The organism is Methylomagnum ishizawai (assembly GCF_900155475.1).
GTDB classification, from domain to species: Bacteria; Pseudomonadota; Gammaproteobacteria; order Methylococcales; family Methylococcaceae; genus Methylomagnum; species Methylomagnum ishizawai_A.
Window position 1 is genome coordinate 245,199 of the sequence record NZ_FXAM01000003.1, and the last position, 20,334, is coordinate 265,532.

At 63.6% G+C, this 20,334-nt stretch carries 22 protein-coding genes; 7 read left to right on the forward strand and 15 right to left on the reverse strand.

From position 1 onward, the window contains the following. Positions 1-5 precede the first annotated feature (5 nt). The 7 genes from B9N93_RS23105 to B9N93_RS23135 all read left to right on the forward strand — a co-directional run bounded on the left by B9N93_RS23105 (position 6) and on the right by B9N93_RS23135 (position 8,099). Complete coding sequence (locus B9N93_RS23105) at positions 6-737, forward strand: glycosyltransferase (RefSeq protein ID WP_085216742.1); 732 nt, start codon at positions 6-8, stop codon at positions 735-737. Further along, on the forward strand, positions 730-1,449 hold the full coding sequence (locus B9N93_RS23110) for a glycosyltransferase family 2 protein (RefSeq protein ID WP_176225412.1): 720 nt from the start codon (positions 730-732) through the stop codon (positions 1,447-1,449). Before B9N93_RS23105 ends, B9N93_RS23110 begins: the two co-directional genes overlap by 8 nt. Next, positions 1,446-2,591, forward strand: coding sequence for a nucleotidyltransferase family protein (locus tag B9N93_RS23115; protein WP_085216744.1), 1,146 nt, complete (start codon positions 1,446-1,448; stop codon positions 2,589-2,591). Before B9N93_RS23110 ends, B9N93_RS23115 begins: the two co-directional genes overlap by 4 nt. After that, entirely contained in the window at positions 2,588-4,303 is a 1,716-nt protein-coding gene (locus B9N93_RS23120; RefSeq protein ID WP_085216745.1) for an ABC transporter ATP-binding protein, read from the forward strand. Before B9N93_RS23115 ends, B9N93_RS23120 begins: the two co-directional genes overlap by 4 nt. Further along, positions 4,296-6,128: a glycosyltransferase gene (locus B9N93_RS23125; protein ID WP_085216746.1), complete on the forward strand. Its 1,833-nt coding sequence runs from the start codon at positions 4,296-4,298 to the stop codon at positions 6,126-6,128. Before B9N93_RS23120 ends, B9N93_RS23125 begins: the two co-directional genes overlap by 8 nt. A gap of 9 nt (positions 6,129-6,137) precedes the next feature. After that, the gene (locus B9N93_RS23130; RefSeq protein ID WP_085216747.1) at positions 6,138-7,136 is read left to right on the forward strand and encodes a radical SAM protein; all 999 of its coding nucleotides are present in this window, start codon (positions 6,138-6,140) and stop codon (positions 7,134-7,136) included. Between the two features lie 207 nt (positions 7,137-7,343). Next, positions 7,344-8,099, forward strand: coding sequence for an O-methyltransferase (locus B9N93_RS23135; RefSeq protein ID WP_176225413.1), 756 nt, complete (start codon positions 7,344-7,346; stop codon positions 8,097-8,099). 109 nt (positions 8,100-8,208) lie between these two features. Here the strand turns inward: B9N93_RS23135 and B9N93_RS23140 are convergent, their stop codons facing one another. From B9N93_RS23140 to B9N93_RS25830, 15 genes are all read right to left on the reverse strand, one after another. Continuing rightward, entirely contained in the window at positions 8,209-8,517 is a 309-nt protein-coding gene (locus B9N93_RS23140) for a DUF6156 family protein (protein ID WP_085216749.1), read from the reverse strand. Positions 8,518-8,545: 28 nt separating this feature from the next. Next, positions 8,546-9,163 (reverse strand): glutathione S-transferase family protein, encoded by a 618-nt coding sequence (locus tag B9N93_RS23145; protein ID WP_085216750.1) that lies wholly within the window; start codon positions 9,161-9,163, stop codon positions 8,546-8,548. 45 nt (positions 9,164-9,208) lie between these two features. Then, positions 9,209-10,255 carry a nickel-dependent hydrogenase large subunit gene (locus B9N93_RS23150; RefSeq protein WP_085216751.1) on the reverse strand — a complete coding sequence of 349 codons (1,047 nt, stop codon included), beginning with the start codon at positions 10,253-10,255 and terminating at the stop codon, positions 9,209-9,211. Further along, positions 10,252-10,740, reverse strand: a complete 489-nt coding sequence (gene hybE / locus B9N93_RS23155) for a [NiFe]-hydrogenase assembly chaperone HybE (RefSeq protein WP_085216752.1) — start codon at positions 10,738-10,740, stop codon at positions 10,252-10,254. Before hybE ends, B9N93_RS23150 begins: the two co-directional genes overlap by 4 nt. Continuing rightward, on the reverse strand, positions 10,730-10,939 hold the full coding sequence (locus B9N93_RS23160; RefSeq protein WP_085216753.1) for a rubredoxin: 210 nt from the start codon (positions 10,937-10,939) through the stop codon (positions 10,730-10,732). The genes hybE and B9N93_RS23160 overlap by 11 nt, the downstream gene beginning before the upstream one ends. After that, entirely contained in the window at positions 10,939-11,781 is an 843-nt protein-coding gene (locus B9N93_RS23165; RefSeq protein ID WP_085216754.1) for a hydrogenase expression/formation protein, read from the reverse strand. Before B9N93_RS23165 ends, B9N93_RS23160 begins: the two co-directional genes overlap by 1 nt. A gap of 14 nt (positions 11,782-11,795) precedes the next feature. Beyond that, entirely contained in the window at positions 11,796-12,248 is a 453-nt protein-coding gene (locus tag B9N93_RS23170) for a thioredoxin domain-containing protein (RefSeq protein WP_085216755.1), read from the reverse strand. Then, the gene (locus tag B9N93_RS23175) at positions 12,245-12,556 is read right to left on the reverse strand and encodes a HypC/HybG/HupF family hydrogenase formation chaperone (RefSeq protein WP_085216546.1); all 312 of its coding nucleotides are present in this window, start codon (positions 12,554-12,556) and stop codon (positions 12,245-12,247) included. The genes B9N93_RS23170 and B9N93_RS23175 overlap by 4 nt, the downstream gene beginning before the upstream one ends. A 2-nt stretch (positions 12,557-12,558) precedes the next feature. After that, positions 12,559-13,170, reverse strand: coding sequence for a HyaD/HybD family hydrogenase maturation endopeptidase (locus B9N93_RS23180; RefSeq protein ID WP_085216756.1), 612 nt, complete (start codon positions 13,168-13,170; stop codon positions 12,559-12,561). A gap of 3 nt (positions 13,171-13,173) precedes the next feature. Continuing rightward, positions 13,174-13,857, reverse strand: coding sequence for a Ni/Fe-hydrogenase, b-type cytochrome subunit (gene cybH, locus B9N93_RS23185; protein WP_085216547.1), 684 nt, complete (start codon positions 13,855-13,857; stop codon positions 13,174-13,176). A gap of 16 nt (positions 13,858-13,873) precedes the next feature. After that, entirely contained in the window at positions 13,874-15,664 is a 1,791-nt protein-coding gene (locus B9N93_RS23190; RefSeq protein WP_085216757.1) for a nickel-dependent hydrogenase large subunit, read from the reverse strand. Positions 15,665-15,667: 3 nt separating this feature from the next. Then, the gene (locus B9N93_RS23195; RefSeq protein ID WP_085216548.1) at positions 15,668-16,759 is read right to left on the reverse strand and encodes a hydrogenase small subunit; all 1,092 of its coding nucleotides are present in this window, start codon (positions 16,757-16,759) and stop codon (positions 15,668-15,670) included. Positions 16,760-17,935: 1,176 nt separating this feature from the next. Then, positions 17,936-18,973, reverse strand: a complete 1,038-nt coding sequence (locus tag B9N93_RS23200; protein ID WP_085216549.1) for a hypothetical protein — start codon at positions 18,971-18,973, stop codon at positions 17,936-17,938. A gap of 99 nt (positions 18,974-19,072) precedes the next feature. Then, positions 19,073-20,062, reverse strand: a complete 990-nt coding sequence (locus B9N93_RS23205) for a DUF364 domain-containing protein (RefSeq protein ID WP_254899513.1) — start codon at positions 20,060-20,062, stop codon at positions 19,073-19,075. 10 nt (positions 20,063-20,072) lie between these two features. Beyond that, on the reverse strand, positions 20,073-20,334 hold a 262-nt coding region (locus B9N93_RS25830), incomplete at its 5' end, for a hypothetical protein (protein WP_176225414.1).

The window sequence follows — 20,334 nt, forward strand, 5'->3', positions numbered from 1 at the left end:
CCGCCATGGCCACTCCATCTTGCCCGGCGCCCGCCCAGGGCGCGGACGGAACGCCTGCCGTCAGTGTCATCCTCATCGTCCGCGAGGGTGCCCGGTTTATCGCGGAAGCGCTGGCAAGCGTCCACCAATCCGTCCTGCGGCCCGCTGAAATCATCGTGGTCGATGGCGGTTCCCGCGACGCCACCGTCGCCATCGCCGAAACCTTCCCGCTCGTGCGGGTCTGGCGGCAAACGACGACGGGCATCGCCAACGCCTACAACGAAGGCATCCCGCAAGCCAAGGGCCGATACCTGGCGTTCATCTCCCATGACGACCTCTGGATGCCCGACAAGCTAGCGCGGCAAATCGCCTATTTGGAAAACCATCCCGAGACCGACGCCGTCCTCTGCCACGTGGAACATTTCCTTGAGGACGGGGCGGAATGCCCGCCGGGTTTCCGTCCGGAACTCCTGGGGGCGGCCCGTCCTGGGTGGATCATGGAGGCGCTGGTGACACGGCCCGAGGTTTTTACGCGGGTCGGCGGCTTCGACCCCGGTTTTGCCGTCAGCGAGGACAGCGACTGGTTCGCCCGCGCCCTGGATGGCGGGGTGAAAGTGGCGGTATTGCCCGAACCGTTGGTGCGTAAGCGGGTGTATGGCGGCAATGCCACCTTGGCCGGTACGCAAACCAACCCCCTCCTGCTGCGGGCCTTGCGCCGTTCCATCCAACGTAAGCGGGGGAAGGCCGATCATGACTGAAGCCACGCTCAAGGTCAGTGTCATCGTGCCCTGCCATAACGCGGCCACCTATCTCAAGGCGGCCTTGGACAGCCTGTTGGCGCAACGGCCCACCCCATGGGAGGTGATCGTCGTCGATGATGGTTCCACCGACGGCGGCGCGGCCATCGCCGAAGCCTATGGCCCGCCCGTGCGCTGCTTCCGCCAAGAAAACCAAGGCATCGCCGCGACCCGCAACCAAGGCTTGCGCCTCGCCAACGGCGACCTGATCGCCTTCCTCGACGCCGACGACCTGTGGTCGGCCAACAGCCTCGGCCTGCGCCTTGGCAAACTCGCCGAAAACCCCCACTGGGACGGCGTGTATGGCGGGGTGGAAGCCTTCGCCAGCCCGGAGTTGTCCGAGGAAGATCGCCTGTGCCTGCAAGTGCCCGCCGGAATCCAGGCCGGACGCTTGGCCGGAGCCTTGCTGTTGAAACGGGAGGTATTCGAGCGGGTGGGCGGGTTCGACACGGGATTCGCCGTGGGCGAGACCCTGGATTGGATCGCCCGCGCCGAGGAGCAGGGGATTGTGATGGGGCGGGTGGAGGGCGTGGTGTTGCGCCGCCGCATACACGGCACCAACACGGTCAGGCAAACCCAGCGCCTGCAAGCGGATTATCTACGCCTATTGCGGGCCGCGCTGGCACGCCGCCGGGCCGCGCAAGACACCCATCCCGAGGAGCCAGCGGCATGAGGGAACACACCCTACATCCCGGCAAGCTCTGGCCCAGCCTGGACCAGGAACGCCTGCTGAAAGCCGCCCTGCTCGATGGGGACGACGCGGTACGGGCGTTCCGGGCATGGCGGGCAGGCGTCGATCTGGAGGGGGAGTTGGGCTATCCGATCCTGCGCCTGCTGCCCTTGGTCTACCACAATCTCCAGCGCCTGGGGGTGGACGATCCCTTGATGGGTCGGCTCAAGGGCGTCTACCGGCGCTTTTGGTGCGAAAACCAGACGCTGTTTTTCGCCATGCGCCCCGTGCTTCAGCGCCTCCACGAAACCGGCGTCGATCTTGCGCTGCTCAAAGGCGCGCCTTTCGTTCTAGGCTATTACCGCCATCACGCACTCAGGCCGATGGCGGATTTCGACCTCGCGCTGCCCCTCGCACAGATGCCGCAGACCTTGGCGGTGCTGAGGGAAGCCGGCTGGACCCAGCACACGGAGGCATCGGCGGACGGGTACCGGTATTTCCATGCCCTGCTGTGCCATCACGGCAACCTGCAATTGGACCTGCACTACCATTTCCTGCGCGAATGCGTCGGCCCTGCCGCCGACCGCTGGTTCTGGTCCGACATGGAGCCGGTGGACTTCGACGGACTGCGGTGTCTGCAACTGGCACCGACCGCCTTGCTGTTCCACACTATCCTGCACGGGGTGCGCTGGAACCAAGAGCCGCCGATCCGTTGGATACCCGACGCCCTGGCGATCTTGCGCCAGCGCGGCGGCGAAGTGGATTGGGAACGCCTGCTCGACTTCGCCGACTCGCAACGGCTGACCCACCGGCTGGCCTTGGGCCTCGGCTACCTCACGGAGCATTTCGCCGTCGAGTTGCCCGCCGCCGTCCACCACCGCCTGGAGCGCCACCGCCCCCGGCTTTTGGAGCGCATCGCCAACACGGTCGTGCTGGGCGATATTAGCCGCCTGTATGCCCATCCCGTGGCCAAGCAATGGGTGCTGTTCGCCGAGTATTGCGCCCTGGCCGAGGACACCCGGCCCTTCCCTCTCATCCGGGACTTTTCCCATTACCTGCGGTACCGCTGGCAATTACGGGGCCGCCTGGAAATCTTCCCAACCATCTGCCGGGGACTCGCGCGCCGCCTGGGTTGGTCCCGATGAAGCGTGGGCCTGGCCCGGACCTGATCGACCGGCACGCCGTCCGGCTGTTTGCGCATTATTACCGATCCCGCCGGGTCCGCTTGTTGTTCTATGCGCTGGCGGCCGCGCTGCAATCGCTGTTGGTCTTGCCCATCCTGTATCTGATCCGCTTGGTGTTCGACCAGGCCATCCCGGAGGGCAAGGCGGACTGGCTGCCCCTCCTCGGCGGCGCCATCGTGCTGATCCGCCTGTTGCATAGCGGGATGGCCCTATGGCTGCGGGGCATCGTGTTGGACATGGTCAAGGGCGCGGTCCAGGCATTGCGGCAGGACCTGCTGGACCGGCTGTACGTCCTTTCCCGCGAGCATTTCAACCACGCCGACCTGGACCGGATGCACACCCGCATCGTACTGGACAGCGAGCGTTTCGATACGCTGAGCAACCGGCTGCTGTCCAGCCTGTTGCCGGCCGTGTTCGCCAGCGCGGCCTTGCTGGGGGTGGTGCTGATCTTGAATTGGCGGCTGGTCGCCATGACCGCCCTCCTGTTACCCGTGTTGGCCTGGACCTCGCGCCGGGCGGGGGCGCGGGTCAAGGCCGATGTGCATGATTGCCAACAGGCCATGGAGCAATTCAGCAAGGGCGCGCGGTTCACCTTGCGGCAAATGGACCTGATCCGCTTGCAAGCCTGCGAGGCCAGGGAAAAAATCGTCCAGCGCCAATACATCCAGGCATTGAGCGCCAGCAGCCGGCGCATGGCCATGAGTTTCGCCCTCCACGGGCAGATACAGCGCAACCTGACGGGCTGGGCGGGTATCATCATCCTGGTGGCGGGGGGTACGGCGGTCGCCCAAGGCGGCATGACCCTGGGCGATCTCATGTCGTTCTACGTAGCGGCGGGACTGCTCAACGGGCAAGTGGACGCGCTGGCGGGCGGCATTCCCGAATTGATCGCGGGCCAGGAAGCCTTGACGAAACTGCACGGGCTGCTGAGCGAAGGCGAGGAGCAGCCTTACCCAGGCCGGCGGCGCATCGCCTTCGATGGCGGCGTCAGCCTGCGCGGGGCCAGCTTCGCCTATGACGGGCACTCCGTATTGCGCTCGGTCGATCTGGAGATTCCACCCGGCGCATGCGTGGCCATCGTCGGGCCGAACGGCGCGGGCAAGACCACCTTGCTCGGCCTGGTGGTGGGTTTTTGCCGACCGCAAGCGGGCTCGGTGTATGCCAGTGGCGTGGCCTACGACGAGTTGGATATGCCCGCCCTGCGCCAAGGTATGGGCGTGGTCATGCAACAGCAAAGTTTTTTCGCCGGCACGGTCCTGGACAACCTCCGCTATGGCCACCCGGAAGCCGACCTCGAAGCGGTGCGGGCCGCGGCCCGGCTGGCCCTGGCGGACGATTTCGTCGCCGCCCTGCCCCAAGGCTACGACACCGAAATGGGCGAAGGCGGGGCGCTGTTGTCCGGGGGCGAGCGGCAACGGCTCGCCATCGCCCGGGCTTTGTTGGGCGGCCCTAAGTTGCTGATCCTGGACGAGCCCACCAACCATCTGGACGCCGAGGCCATCGCCCGTTTGATGGACAACCTGCTGCGGGTGCCGAACCGCCCCGCTATTTTGATCATTAGCCACGACCCCGGCGTGGTGGCGTTCGCCGACCGGGTTTACCGCCTGGAGCAAGGCCGCTTGCGCCGGGTTTCCCCGCTCCACGACGAAATAACGCTATCGCCCCATGGATAACAACCATCCCTCCGATACTCCCACCATGCCGGAGCCCTTGCAGGTGGCGTTTTTCGACACCGTCCTGGCCTGCGCCCGGCAGGCGGAAGCGAACACCGGCACCGTGGAATCCCATCTGGAACTGGCGGGCAGCCTGATCCGGGTGGTTTATGCGGGGGAGACCCTGCGCCGGCATTTCGGCGCGGCCTTGGCCCATCTGGAAGTGACACCGGACCGCGCCGCCGAGGTCACGTTCCATGTGTGGGATAGCGCTTCCACCGGCATCGCCATGCCGCCGCCGCCGTTCCCCCAAGACCGCCTCACCGACCGGGGCGATATCTGGGGCATGAACAGCCCGCGCATCCGCGCCGCCTTCCATTGGATCGAATGCTCGGTCAACCTCATGGACCTGGAACGGCGCGAAGCCGTGTTCTGGGTGCGCCACGAGGAAACCCTGCCTTATTGGTGCGAAGCCTCGCCCTTGCGTACCTTGTTCCACTGGTGGATGGAACACCGGGGCTGCCAGTTGCTCCATGCCGCCGCCGTGGGCGACGCGGACGGCGCGATCCTGATCACCGGCAAGGGCGGGGTCGGCAAATCCACCACGGCCTTGTCCTGCCTCGCGGCGGGCATGGCCTACCTGGCCGACGACTATCTGGTGGTGGGGCTGGAGCCGGAACCCCGCGTCCACAGCCTGTATGCCACGGCCAAGCTCGACCCGGCGCAGTTGCAACGGTTTCCAGAATTTTCTCCGCTGCTGGCCAATCCGGCCCACCTCGCCCAAGAAAAGGCCGTCTTGCAATTATGGCCCGCCCGCCGTGGGCAGATGGCCCGGTCCTTGCCGCTCAAGGCGGTGGTTTCCCCCCGCTTCGCCGATCGCGAGGATACCCGGTTCGAGCCGACCCACAAGGCCGGGCTGCGCAACGCCGCCGCTTTCACCACCCTGTCGCAATTGCCCTACGCCGGCCAGGCCACCTACCGATTCATCGATCAACTGCTCGACCGGGTGCCCGGCCTGGAAATCGCCCTGGGCCGCAACCTGGCCGGCGTTACCGCCGCGATAGCCGGATTGTTGCGGCGGGAAGCCGGGGAGATCGCAGCGCTGGCCCGCCGGGAAGAAGGCCGGGACGGGGCGCGGCTGCCGCTGGTCAGCGTGATCATTCCGGTCTACAACGGCGCGGACTTCCTGGCCGAGGCCGTCGCCAACGTACTGGCGCAGGCCTACCCGGCCTTGGAAATCATCGTGGTGGACGATGGCAGCACCGACGCCATCGAGGACGCCGTCCGGCGCTTGCCGGTGGATGTCAGATATTTCCGCCAGGACAACTCCGGCGCCGCCTCGGCCCGCAACCGGGGCATCAAGGATACCTCCGGGGAATTCATCGCCTTCCTGGACGTGGACGACCTGTGGCCGGAAGGCAACCTGCCCCTGCTCGCCGCGATGCTGCTGGATGCGCCCGAACTGGACGTGGTGCATGGCCGGGCGCAAATGCTGGTGAAAAACCCCGACACGGGCCGGTATGACTATGTGGGCAATCCCAAGGAATCCTTCCCCTTCTACATCGGCGCGGGACTATATCGACGCCGGGCCTTCGAACGGGTTGGCCTGTTCGACACCGACCTGCGCTTCGCCGAGGACGCCGACTGGTTCCATAGGGCCGCCGACCTGAACCTCGCCATCGCCCGCCCCGAGGCGGTCACCCTCCTGGTCCGCCGCCACGGGGCCAATATGACGGTGGGCAAAACCCTGGTCGAACTCAACGCCCTGCGGGTGTTCAAGAAAGCCTTGGACCGGCGCAGGGCGTCCGGGCAGGATGCCGGACCTTCCCAGCAATCCCAACCCTAGGGCCGGTTCGTGTTAGGTAAATTCCTTGCCTCGCTGCTGGGCCACCCGCACAAGACGGCGGAAGTCCAGGCAGAATCCATCGGGATTCCCAACCCCGGCGTACGCATCGTCGAGGGTAAAATCATTCCCCACTATGCCTGCCAAACCGATATCGTCGGCCAATGCAATCTTGCTTGCCGGGATTGCGACCATATCTCCCCCATCGCCCAACACCGCTACGCCGACCCGGAATCCCTGCACCGCGACTTCTCCATCCTGGCCAAGGTCTATCAACCCCGGCTGGTCCAATTGCTGGGCGGGGAACCGCTGTTGCATCCCCGGATCGTGCCGGTCATCCAAGCCGTGCGGGCCAGCGGAATCAGCGACCGGGTGATGGTGATCACCAACGGCTTGTTGCTGCCGCACATGCAGGATGCATTCTGGGAAAACCTGGACGATCTGGAAATATCCATCTATCCCGGCTCCCACCCCGACCCGAAGTCGATGGAAAGTTTCAAGGCCAAGGCCCGCGCTTTCAACGTGCGCCTAGAAATCTATTATTACAAGGAATTCCGCAGGGTATTTTCGCTCTCCGGCAATCACAACCCAGCCCTCGTGGAGCGCATTTATCGAAGCTGTAAAAAGGTCCATATCTGGGGTTGCCATTCGGTCTATGACGGCCATCTTTACAAATGCCCGCAAAGCATTTTCATTCCGAGAATGCTGGGACTGGCCACCGGGGAATATCCCCGCGACGGAATCGAACTCCGCGATGACCCCGGCTTCCGAGATCGACTTTACGCTTATCTCACCGCCCCGGAGCCCTTGCACGCCTGCCGCCATTGCCTAGCCACGGCGGGCGTCCTACGTCCCCATATCCAGGTCCAGCCCAAGGACTGGCTGTCCCACCAGGATGGAACACTGGAATCCTGGGTGGATTATGAGGAACTGGCCCGGATAGAAGCGGAAATGCATATCCAAAAGCCAGACCATATCAAAGAATTGCTGGAAAGGCAGGATGTTGGATAATAGAACCATATCAATCCCACTGATCGCGAAAGCAGGACCATGAAAAGTATATTGTCCCAACTATTGGGTGGGGCTTGGAAAAGCTCGCCACAGCCTATCAATCTCCGTGATAATGCCAATCTGGATGTCGTCTTGCCATGGGCTCTGGCAAAAGCGGCACCCCCTCCCAGGTTTCCCACGGCTTATGTGGAATTCCTCCGTTCGTGCTTGGAAAGCCAGAGTTTTCCAATCACCACCGTCAAACGCAACCGGAAAGGTGGCGATACCGAATCCGCAAAGCGCTTTGCCTCCCTGCTCGGTGCCTTGGCCAACCTCCCGCCCCTGGAATTCGCCTGGGCCGAAACACTCGCCCAAATCGCCGATGCCTATCTTGGCAATCCAAGCCCCATGGGAAGTAGCGGCTGGGCCGGAGACGTGCGCGCCCATTTTGAAATGACCTCTTCCTTCGGCCATAAGGGCCGCATCCTCGCCAGCATCATCCGCTTCATGCGGTGCCGACATTGCCTGGAATTGGGCACGGCTTACGGCATGTCGGCGCTATTCATGCTGGAGGCCCTATCCGTGCAAGGCCCGGATACCCGGCTTACCACGGTGGAAGGTTCGGAACTGCAATACCGGATCGCCGCTGGATTGCTTGAAAGCCGCTATCGGGACCGGGTGGTTTGCGAATATGGCTGGACTTCCCAGGTACTTCCCCGCCTAGCTAAAACCCTGGGTCCGGTGGATTTCATATTCCATGACGCGGGCCATTCCAAAAAGGATTACGTCAACGATTTCCAAGCCGTTTTGCCATTATTGGCACCTGGCGCGGTAGTGTTATTCGATGACATCAATTGGAATGATCCCCGTTTTGCCGCGAACAACCCGGAATGCCGTAAAGGCTGGCTGGAAGTGGCAGCCCATGTCAGGGTCCGGTGGGCGGTCGAGATCCGCCGGGACATGGGCTTGGTTTTGTTGAATTAAGGAAAATGCAAGTGAGCGCCTGGCAAAAACTTGTCGATTTGATACCCTTTCCCGGCCATAGTGGAAAAAAAAGGCCGCACCCAGCGGCCTTTCATCAAAACCCGCCAGATTATTCCCCGCCCACCACCGCCCCCGCCTCGTCGAACGCCATCCGGTTCGATTCCCCCTCGGCATCGATGATCTCCACCCCGCTCAACACCCCGTTGGGATGATAGGAATAGCGGTGTTCCATCTCGACTTCCCCGTACACCATCTTTTGCAAGCCCAATAGCCGCTCCTCCGCGTCGAAATACCCTTTGAAATAGGTATTACGGTTCTCTAATTGGGCGGGCTCTAATTCGGTCAGGAGTTTGAGCGGCAGTTTCACGCCGGTATAGCTGAGGAAATAGCGGCAACGGCCTTCGAGGATGTCGGTCATGGGTTTTCGATCCTGTGGGTTGGAAACATCAGACGCGGTAGCCTTCTTCGCGCAAAACCCTTTGCACGGCGGGCCGCGCCAACAGGCGTTGATAATGCACCCGGCAGTGTTCCGGCAATTCCAGCTTGAGCTTGTCGCCCCAGAATTCCACATAGAACAAAGCCGCGTCGGCGATGGAAAACCGCCCGGCCACATATTCCTTCCCGGCCAGCATTCCATCCAGGATGGCATACCCCTTGGCGACGATCTCCATACCACGCTGCTTGACCGCTTCATAATCGGCCTCGTTGGGGGTGAATTGGGCGGTGGTGAAAATCCGGGCGAAACCCTGCATATGGATGGTGCCCACGGCGTAATCCATCGCCTCCAATACCCGCGCCTCGCCGTCGATATCCTCGGGCAGCAGTTTGGCTTTGGGATAGCGCCGGGCCAGCCACCAGGCGATGGCGGGGAATTCGGTCAGGGCCGTGCCATCGTCGCGGACCAGCACCGGGATCGTGCCTTTGGGGTTGAGAGCGAGATAATCGGGCCGGTTCTGGTCCCCGGCCAAGAGGTTGACCAGATAAGCCTCGAAGGCGAGGTCGAGTTCTTCCAGCAGGATGTGGATGCCGGTCGAGCAGGAACCGGGAGTCATATAAAGCTTCATAGGGGTCTTCTCCGCGTGGGGGACCAAGCCAAAACCGGCTGCGGCCTAGTCCACGGCAATATTGAAAGGAACACAGGGATCCAAGGCCAAGGCCAAATGTCCGGCCCGGCGGCGCACGGCCTCGGCGTCGTCGGCCCGGAACCCCAACAATCCGTCGCGGAACGCCCCGTCTGGATGGAAATTCCATTCGGTGGGGGCCACGATCCGGTAATCGTCGATGCGGCCCTGTCCGAGCCGGACCTGATGGACCAGGAGGCCACGTGCTGTCTCGACCGCCGCAAAGCCGACGCCGGGTTCCGGGGAGAACGCCGAGACCCTGGTTTGGGGCAGCACCCGGCCCGTCGCTTCCAAGGCCAACAAGGCTAAGTCCGCCAACCGCGCCCGTACCCGCGCCGCCAAACCGCCCCCCGTCCTCAGCCAGGGCCAGCGGGCCAGCGCCCCGGTTTCGGCGGGTCGGCCTTGCCAAACCGGCAACCTGGGAAAAGCCTGGCTCCAATCCGGGGCCATTCCGGCGTAATAGGCCTGGGCGTCCAGGCCGCATGGCAATGTCGGGGTGGCTGTGGGTAACCGGGCTTCGGTTTCCAATGCGGCCAATAGCGGGGCGCACAGCGAAGCCGGTCCCAAGCGGCCCCCGTCCCGGCCCATCAGCCAGGCGGCGGCAGCGCGGTCCAATAAGCGCTGCTCGCAAAAGCGGGCGAATTCCGCGCCGCTCCCGTTCCAAGCGCCTTGCGCCACAACCCCGTTCAAACGCTGGTACCAGGACGCGAACAAAGCCCGGTCCACCGGGAGATCCAAAGCCGTCGGCCAATCCACCAGCAAGCGCCACAGGTGTTCCTGGGCCGCTTCCGCCGCGATGGCGGTTGCGCCGTCTTGGGGAATCGCCGCGCCCCCGGCCAGGGCCAGGGCGGCGCGGGCGGCCTGGGTCTGCCCATGGCGGCACACGCCGAACAGCAGCGGCACCGCCGCCAGGGCTTGTTCCGGCGTGCGTCCGCGCAGCAATTTGGAGGCTTCCGGGCGGCTATTGCGGATCGCGATATCGACCACCACCGCGCCATCCCAGACCGCCGCCAATTCGAGGCGACCCTGGCTCATCCCGGCCCGCCGAACCGGCCCCGCAGGAAGGAACGGCGCGAAACCTGGACGGGCGGCGGGGCCAAGGCCGCTTCCAGCTGGAACAGCAGGCCCATGATTTCCAAGGCCACCGCCCGCGCCGCGTCCTGGTCGGCGAATTCGCCGGGCGGGGAGAACAATGAACAGCTTTGGTAAACCCCCAAGCCGTCGATATGCCCGGTGCGGAATCCGTAGACCCCGGACGGGAACCGGCGGGACTGGATCGCACCACCGTCCAAGCCGGTATTGGTGGAAACTTCCGGTTGTCCTGGCAAAACCATCAGGTTGACGGCCCAAGGGGTAATCAGCACGCCCACCCACTCGCTGTCCCAGGCTACGAAGCCCACGGCCTCGACCCGCAAAGCCGGATTGGCGATGGGCAGGTCCGCCATGCCGGTCCTGGCCAGCCGTTCGAAAACTTCCACCAAGCGCGCGACCGGGGCGGACGGGTCGGGTTCAAACGCCATTCGCCACGACCATGAATTTTTGCGGCGGGGCGTCGCACTGCGGGCAGCGCCAATCCGGGGGTAATTGGGCGAAAGGCGTGCCGGGTTCGACCTGCTGGGCCGGGTCGCCTGCGGCGGGGTCGTACACCCACCAGCAGATGCCGCATTCCAAGCGGGCACCGGGCGGCAAACCGGGGCCGGGCGCGTAATTCTCGAACATCAGCCTTCCCGCAGGCCTTCCAGGCAATCGGCCAGCCGGGCGCGGCTGTCGGCCAAATCCTCCGGCGCGGCCAGGGCGACCTCGGGGATGGCGGCGATTTCCAAAGTGTTGAGGATCAAGGTGTCGGCGGCGTTGAAATACTGCACCCACCACACACCGTCGAGCGCGGTGGCGGTGATCCGGCAATTGCCATAGCCCCGCGATAGCAGGCTGACCCCGCCCCGGCCCAGCGCGGCGTCGAGATAGGCCAAATCCTCCGGGGTCATCGGCAACAGGGTGAGGTTGACGACATGGCCGGTGCCGTGTTCGCGGTAGCGCCCGGCGCGGGCCAGGATTTCGGCCAAGAGGGCGGGGGCGTTCATCAAACCGGGCGGGGTGGGCGGAATCTCGATGCCGGTCGCACCCCTGGCCCGTTCGCGGACCCGGCGCGGCAGGGTCGAGGCTTCCAATGTATCGGAAACCGGTTCCCCGCCGGGACCGGCGATGCGCACCCGCCAGATGCCGGCGAAGGCGGTTTCCTGGACCTCGGTGCGGTCGCCCAGCTTGGCGGAAACCTCGCCTTCGCCCAGGGTTTCGTTGAGGACACGGATAACGCCGGGCGGCAGGCCGTGTAAATCGAAACCGGGCTGCTCCGCCCCATCGATCTCCTGGGCGTCCATCCGGGCCAGGAATTCGGCGATGACGGCGGCGGCGGCGTGTTCCTCCTCGCGGGTCGCCGGGGCGCGGCGTAGGGGCATACGGAACACGGCCATCTCGCCGGGGCTGACGATGGCGAGGGCTTCGTCTTCTTCCTGCGGGGGAAAGGGCGACTCGCCGAACACGGGGATGGGGAAGGGTTTCATCGGTGGCTCCGGGATCAATGGCAGGCGGGGGAATCGCCTGCCACGGGAATATTCAAGTTCAGCGGCGGTCGGCTGGCCGGGCGCGACAGGATTTGGCGGGCCTCGGCCAGGAACACCGCCCAGTCCTTCATCCCCTCGATGGCCCCGAGATAGCCGCCATCGCGTAGGAAGACCAGGGCAGGCCAACGTTTGAAACCATAGCGCTCGCGCAATAGGCGGCCGTTGGCGGGTGGAACCACACCGACCCGGCAAGATTCGGGCAGGCCCTTGAGCAACTCGGGCAGGATCGCCGCCACGTCCCAGCTTTCCGGCACGCGCTCGGGGTCTTCGGGGAAAAACAGCAGGTTGACGCCGGACGCGGCGGCGAAAACCTCCACGCCGGTCTCGTCCAAGAGGGGAAGGCCGTGATGCTTCACCAGCCGGGCCAATAGCGTGGCGAGCCGGTCCATCGGAATATCGTCGTTCATGAGTGGCCACCACGCAGGAAATCCGGGAGTTGCGGTTCCCGGTCGATCAGGTCGGCGAAATAGGCCGAGACATCTTCCGCGCCCGCCAGCACGGCGTCGAGCGCGTCCAGGGCGGCGTTGCCCTGCCGGGCTTCCTCCTCGGTCAGCGGGGCGCGGGCGGCGTCGAGGAAGGTCATCAGCCATTGGCCCGGTTCCGCTTCGCCCACCAGCATGAGGTCGATCCTGGGGTGTTCCGCGCCGTGGCGGTCGCGGCAGCGGGCGTAGCGGCCTTCCACGGCCAGGATTTGCATGGGTATCCCTAAGCACATGGCTAGCGCCCGTAGAGTACGCGCCCGTCGCCGTGGCGGCAGGCGGCTTGTTCGGAGGGACGCCCCGATTCGTAGGCGTCCAGTTCCAGGCTGGCGTCGTTCAGCGGGTCGGAGGCGTTGGCCCAAGGTTCCAGGACGTGGCCCCATTGCGCCAGCCGCGCCGCCGCCAAGATTACCGCCGGGCCGATCTGCGCCTTGATGGCGGGCCGGAGGCTGCCGCCGTAATCGTCCAGTTCCACCGGCTGTACGCCGATCAGGAGCATGTGTTCCGGTAGTTGGCCTGTGAGCAGGGCCGCCGCCAGCACCTCCTGAAAGCCGGTCTGGTGCAGGCTCATTTTCTTCGCGCCCATGAAGCGCGGCACGGCATCGTCTTCGACCCAATGCAGGGTGGCGGGCGGTAGGCCGAAATCTACTGCGTCGAATACCACCAAGCGCCGGGCTGATTGCACATAGGGCAGGAGGTATAGACCTTGGGTACCGCCGTCCATGGCCGTCACCCCGGGCGGTAGGCGGTAGCCCCGTGCGAATTCCTCCACGCAGCGCACTCCGAAGCCTTCGTCGGCCCATAGGAGATTGCCGATGCCCAGGACCAGGGTTCCGCCGTCCACCGCCATAGCCTAGCCCTTGAAACTGCGCCAGCCGGTGGCGATGGTCTTCAACATGCTCTGACCGGACATCTTGTCCTCGCGGATGGCGATGTAGACATGGATCATCACGAACCAGACCAAGACCCAGGCTATCAGATGATGCCAGGTATGCACATCCTGGCTCTGCCCGAACAGCGGGATGATCCAGCCGAACAGCCGGTCTTGCCAGGAACCTTGGCCCTCGCCTTCGCCATAGAGCGCGAAGCCGGTGCCGATCATGAACACCGCGCCCAGGGTGAACGCGGCGAACATGGAAAGCTGGGCCAGGGGGTTGTGGCCCAGATAGCGGCGCGGTGCGGAATCGAGGAAGAAGAACCAACGCAGTTCGTGCCACAGCCCATCCCACCAAGCGGGCCTGTGGACCGGCACGATGAACAACTCGCGGGCGTGGTGGTTGCCTGCAAAAGCCCAGTACACCCGTCCCAGGAATCCCACCGCGAACACATAGGCGGCGGCGAAATGGGCGAAGCGGATATAACCCATCAGGAAGTTGGCGCTGGCTTCACCTTCGGGCGTGGCCAGGGGATGGGCGATGAGGTAGCCCGTCACCGCCAGCACCACCACGCTGAGGGCGTTGACGGCGTGCCAGAGGCGCACCGGCAGTTCGTAGACATAGACCGGGGCGTCCGGCGCGATTTTCGGTTGAGCGGACATGGTTCCCGTTCTCCCCTCAACGGACCTTGACCCGCGCCATTTCCTCGCCTTCCGGCGACATGACGTGGGTGGAGCAGGCAAGGCATGGGTCGAAGCTGTGGATGGTCCTCAGGATTTCTAGTGGCTCGTCGGCCTTGGCCAGCGGGGTATCCATCAGGGACGCCTCGTAGGCACCGATCTGGCCCTTGGGATCGCGGGGGCTGCCATTCCAGGTGGTCGGTACCACGCACTGGTAGTTCTCGATCTTGCCGTCGGCGATATGCACCCAATGGCCCAGCGCGCCACGTGGGGCTTCGGTGAAACCGACGCCCTTGGTTTGCTTGGGCCAGGTCGAGGGTTCCCATTTCTGGATGTTCGCGGTGGCCAGGTCGCCTGTCTTGATATTGGCGATCATCTTGTCGAAGAAATAGCGCATCTTGTACGCGGCCCATTCGCATTCCAGGGCGCGGGCGGCGGTGCGGCCCAAGGTCGAGAACAGCGCGTTCAAGGGTAGCCCCAAGTCTTTCAGCAGTTTGTCGGTCGGTTCCTTGAACTCCGGGTTGCCCTGGGCGTAGCCCACGATGTAGCGGGCCAGGGGACCGACTTCCATGGCGTGGCCCTTCCAACGCGGCGCTTTGATCCAGGAATACTTGGCGGCTTCGTCCAATTCCTTGATATCGGTCTTGGTGCCTTTGAAATTGGGACCCAGCTCGAAATTGGGAACCGTCACGCCGTCCCAGGGATGCAAGCCTTTTTGCTCGTCGTCGTAGCGATACCAGGAATGGGTGACGAATTCCTGGATTTCCTCCGGGTCGCGCATGTCCACGGCATGGACCTTGGAGAGGTCGCCGCCGACGATGGCCCCGCGTGGCAATAGCAGGTTCCCGGCGGAATAGTCGTTGGCCTTTTCGGGAATATCGCCGTAGGACAGCACGCAGGTCGAGGACAGGCCACCCCCGTATTGCCAATCCTTGTAGAACGAAGCGATAGCTTTGATGTCCGGTAGGTATACCTGTTCGACGAACTCGATGGTCCGGTCGATGATGCTGGATACCAGGTTCAGCCGTTCCATGTTGATGGCTCCGACCGCGCCGACACCGTCCAGATTGATGGCGCAGGGCATCCCGCCGACCAGCCAGTTCGGGTGCGGATTCTTGCCGCCGAACACGGTATGGATTTTGACGATTTCCTTTTGGAAATCGAGGGCTTCCAGGTAATGCGCCACCGCCATGAGATTGGCTTCGGGCGGCAGTTTGTAGGCGGGGCTGCCCCAATAGCCGTTCATGAACGGGCCGAGCTGGCCGGATTCCACGAATTTTTTCAAGCGGCTTTGCAAATCGCGGAAATAGCCGGGCGAAGACAGCGGCCAGGGCGAAATGCTTTGGGCCAGTTCCGAGGTCGCCTTCGGGTCGGCGGACAGGGCGCTGACCACGTCCACCCAGTCCAGGGCGTGCAGGTGATAGAAATGCACCAGGTGGTCATGGACCTGTAGGCACAATTGCATCAGGTTGCGGATGCTGTTGGCGTTTTCGGGAATGGCGATCCCGAGGGCATCCTCCACCGCCCGTACGCTGGTCAGGGCGTGGGTGCCGGTGCAAACACCGCAAATCCTCTCGGTGAAGGCCCAGGCGTCGCGGGGGTCGCGGCCTTTGAGGATGACTTCCAGTCCACGCCACATGGTGCCGGTGGATACGGCGTTGCGGATGACATTGTTTGCGTCGAGGTTGACCTCGACCCGGAGGTGCCCCTCGATCCGGCACACCGGATCGACCACGACCCGCTTGCCGCTGTTGTCGAGGTTGAAGCCCTGGGTTGAGTAGGCGGCCATGGCTTAGTTCCCCCCTGGCTGGTTGTTGTTGTCGGATGGCTTGTTCTGCGCCTTCTTGAGGGCGCTGACGGCGGCATGGACGGCGATGGCCGCGCCTACGCCCCCGGCGACGCCGATGCCGATTTGGTCGGCGTTGGATTCGATACCGAACTGGTGGATGCCGGTCACACGGTCGTAGAACCCGCCCTTATCCCAGAAACCGTCCTCCGAACAACCGATGCAGCCGTGCCCGGACTGGATCGGGAAGGAAACGCCGTCGTTCCAGCGCACGGTGGAGCAGGCGTTGTAGGTAGTGGGTCCCTTGCAGCCGACCTTGTACAGGCAATAGCCCTTGCGCGCCGATTCGTCGTCGAAGGCTTCCACGAACTGCCCGGCGTCGAAATGCGGTCGTCGATAGCATTTGTCGTGGATGCGCTGGCCGTAGAACATCTTGGGACGGCCTTGGCGGTCGAGGTCGGGAATCTTGTCGAAGGTCAGCATGTAGGTCACGACGGCTGTCATCACCTCGGCGATGGGCGGGCAACCCGGTACTTTCACGACGGGTTTGTCGATGATGACCTTGTGGACCGGGGTGGCTTTGGTCGGGTTGGGATGGGCGGCTTGTACGCAACCCCAGGAGGCGCAGGAACCCCACGCGATGATGGCTTTGCAATCCTTCGCTACCCGGCGCAGCACTTCCACGAAAGGCTTGCCGCCGTGGATGCAATACATCCCGTCCTCGTTCAGTGGTGGGTTGCCTTCCACGGCCAGGATGTAGTTGCCTTTATATTTTTCGATGATCTCGTCGAAGATGGCCTCGGCTTGATGGCCCGCCGCCGCCATGAGTGTATCGTCATAGTCGAGTGACAGCATGGATAGTACCACATCCTTCGCCAGCGGATGGGCCGAGCGGATGAAGGATTCGGAGCAGCAGGTGCATTCCAGGCCGTGCAGCCACAGGACCGGGGTGCGGGGTTTGGTTTCCAGGGCTTCGGCGATCCTGGGGACGTAGGCTGCGCCCAGTCCCAGGGAGGAAGCCGTGAGGCTACAGAATTTCATGAAGCTGCGGCGGGTGATCCCCTGGCGGCGCAGCACCTCGTAAAACGTTTCGGTCATTGTTCTCCCCTCTGTTCCGCGTGATGTTCCAACCGTTCTTGGCGGTTGTCTGCCTTGTCGGTGGGTGTGGGCGCGTGTTATGGCGGCGAACCCGGAAGCAGGGTTCGGGCCAGATGTGATATCCCGTATTGAATGGGTGGAAAAGGCTCCCGTATCCGCCCCTGCCCTGTCGGCTTTGTTACAACGGCTTACGAATTGTCGGGTTTTGTTGGTTTCACGACAGCCATCGTTTCCCAGTGTCGATTGTCCCGCTTCGTCGTCGGGCCGGGTCGATGTGGATTGGCTGGTTAGGGCCGCTGTAATCGATTTTAAGGCGGGTTTCTGTGTGGGGCGCTGTGTTGGGGTGGGGGATTGGCTTTCCAGCGCTTGGTTGGCGTTTTAGAGGGCTTTCCGGCGCTTTGCGGCCATTGGCTTTCGGCGGTGTTCCCGGATTTGGCTTGATCGGGCCGGCTTGGATTTCCGTTTCCCGCTGTTTTCGGGCGGTGTTGTTTCCGGTTGCGCCGGACCTGGTTTGGTTGCGGGGTTGGGGGCGCGTGGGATGGCCGGTCGGTGCTTCCCGGTTTCGGGGTTGTTTCCTCCGCGTCGCCCGGCTCCGGGAAGGGGTGTCCGGGGGTGGATTCCCGCGGCGCGGGGCCGGTGGGTCGGGCATCCGTTTTCGGTCGGGTGGAGGCGGTGTCCGGGCACCGTTTCCGGGGTGGCTCCAGGGTCGATTCGGAGGGCGATTCCGGAAGGAATATTAAAAGGAAGAAGGATAAGAAAAGGAGGAGGCGAAAAATGGATGATAAGTTTTTGTTTTTTTAAGTTTTTTTTTTTGACTTGCGGCTTAAACCTACCACTTCCTGCGGCTTAAACCTACCACTTTGGCCGTTTTTTCGGCCTTTCCGGCGCGACCTGCGGCTTAAACCTACCACTTTTTGGCTGAGTTGCGGGTTAAACCTACCACCTTTTCGGCCAGTTGCGGGTTAAACCTACCATAGTTGCGGCTTAAACCTACCACCTTGGCCTTCCAGCCTGTGGATAACTTTCGATTTTTTGCACATTTTTGGTGCAAAAAAATCAGTTGCGGCTTAAACCTACCACCAGTTGCGGCTTAAACCTACCACTTCCTGCGGCTTAAACCTACCACCCACCCGCGGCTTAAACCTACCACCTGGAGAGGCTCCCCGGAGGGTTCGGCTAGGCGGGGTTTTTGACGGACTGTTGGCGCTTGTTGGCGGCCTTGATTTCGCGGACGAAGTCGGGATGCGGGGTGAGGTCGAAATGGATATCGACGATCTTGTTCCTGGCTTCGCGTTCGTCGCGCCGGACATGGTCGAGCAGCACCCGGTGTTCCTTCAGTTCGTTCAGGGCCGCCTCCAGCTTGCGGAGGTCGTCGTTGTTGCGCTTGCTGCCAAGGAGCCCGCTATCCCTCCGCACGGAGGCGAGGCTCAGGGTGTAGGAGACCAGGATCGAGGCGTTCACGTAGTTATGGGCCAGTATCTTGTGCAGCCAGCGGGCGAGCTGGTTGGTATAGGACATGACCAGGTGGTAGTTGTATTGGCGGTAGGAGAGGGCGTCGATGCTTTGTGTCACCAGGGGGTGGAAATGCGCCACCCAGCGGGCGTCGGGGTCCTTCATCCAGTCGGAGCGCGAGACTGTGGCCAGCGAGGGCAGGTAGCTGGTCTTGGCGAAGCCCTTGCCGTCGGGCAGGCTGATCTCGATATGGCTGCCGACCAGGATGTTGAGGCTACGGATGATCTCCTGGTAGGAGCGGGCGTGGCCGCGCTTCTTGAGTTCGCGGCGTAGCAGGCTGAGCGAGAACACCACGCCGCTCTTGAATTCCGGCTTGTCGAAGAAGCCCTTCTGCTGCTCGGCGGCGATCTTGCGCAGGGCGTCCTCGACGATCTCCTCGTTGCCGCTGGGATAGAACGCTTTGTCCCCGCCGCCTTCGACATCGATGATGGCGGGCGAGATGCGCACTTTATATTCGCGTTTTTTATAGATGAAGGTCTTTTCCAGCCGCGGCAACAATCCTTCCTTGGTCCGGGCCTGGTTCATGGCTTGCTGGGTGGTGGCGTACTTGGGGATGCTGTCCCAGAGTTCGATGGTGTTGGAGAGCCGGTCGCGCTCGTCGTCGCTGTTGCAGAGGAAGGTCTGGAACAGCGAGAGCTGGGGGCTGTTGAAGGCGGAGACGGGCGGGGAAGTGGCGTTGTTGGCGATCTTGGATTTGGGCATGGGTCTGCGTCCGCTTGGGGTAATGGCCGGTGAAACCATTATATATAGCGTCGCGCCCGCTCCCATGCGGGGGGTGGCGAATAGGGAAACCCCTTCGAATCAAGGACTTGGTTCGAAGGTGCCGGGAATCGTGGCCGGTTTGGCGTTCTGGGCGTCCCACAGGGTCTTGTAGGCGGTGTCGAGGCGGGATAGGCGGCGGTTGGCGCTTTCGAGCCGGGCGTATTCCGGGAAGCGGCCTGCGGACCTCCCATACCAATTCTCCATCGCGGCGTTCAGGCGTTCCTTCTCGGCGAACACCGCCGAGATCCGCCGTTTCAGCCATTCCAGCCGGTGGGGCGCGCCCAACTCGGCCAGCCGGTAGCCCACGGCCCCCTCGAAGATGCGGACGCCGCCGCCCTCGGCCACGGTTTGGCGCAGGGTTTCCGGGTCCAGGACTTCGATCCCGGCCAGGGCGTCCACGCCCCAATCGGCCAATTCCGGCAGCCAGGGCACGGTCGGTCCCATCAGCACGGTGTATGCGGAACGGGACAATTCGGCCAGCCGGGGGAAGGTCTTATTGGTCAGGGAACTGCCCGTGAGGAAAACCCAATCGGCTTCCGGGAGCAGGAATTCGCAGGCGGGGTCGGGGAAATCGTTCCCTTCGGGCGTCCGCTCCAGGACGCCGAGGCGGCAATATTCGCCCAGTTTGGCGAGGCCGGGATAGCGGCCCACCACCACCACCTTCTTGCCGGCGAGGCGCGGCAGGAAATACTCGAACAGCGCCAAATTGGCGGGCAATACGGAGCCGGGCCGTACCGCCACGGTTTCCGGCGGCGGGGCGAGGTCGGCCAACGCGGCATTGGTGGCGGCCATGCCGACGGTGGCTTGGTAGGGTTCCCAGGCCGCGAGCCAAGCCGCCAGTTCGGCCACCGGCCTCCCGTACAGTGTGCCCGGCCAGGACAATGTGCGGGTCGGAATTTGCGGGCTCATCGCCAAACCGATGCCCCGGTCGTGCGGCACAGGGTCCAGATCGGCCCGATGACGACTTCCCGCACCGGGTCGGCGGGAAGCGTAGTCGGTCAGGAGTTCGTAGAGGGCTTGGGGAGTCATCGGTGCGGGTTTATTCCAGGGCCGGGATCAATTGCGGTTCGGCCTTGATTTCGGTGCCTTGGCCCCAGGCGGTCACGCTTTCCACGAACCAGCGGCGGTCGGTCGGATGCGGTTCGGCCACGTCGAATTCGGCGTAGAAGCTGCCGTTGCCGTGGAATTTCAGTCCGCCGATGCGGTAGCCGCGGGCGTTGGTCCAGGTGCCGACCAGGGTTTCCTCGCCGCTGTAGGGATCGGTCTCGGAGTGGTAATGGGCCAAGTCTGGCAACGGGCGG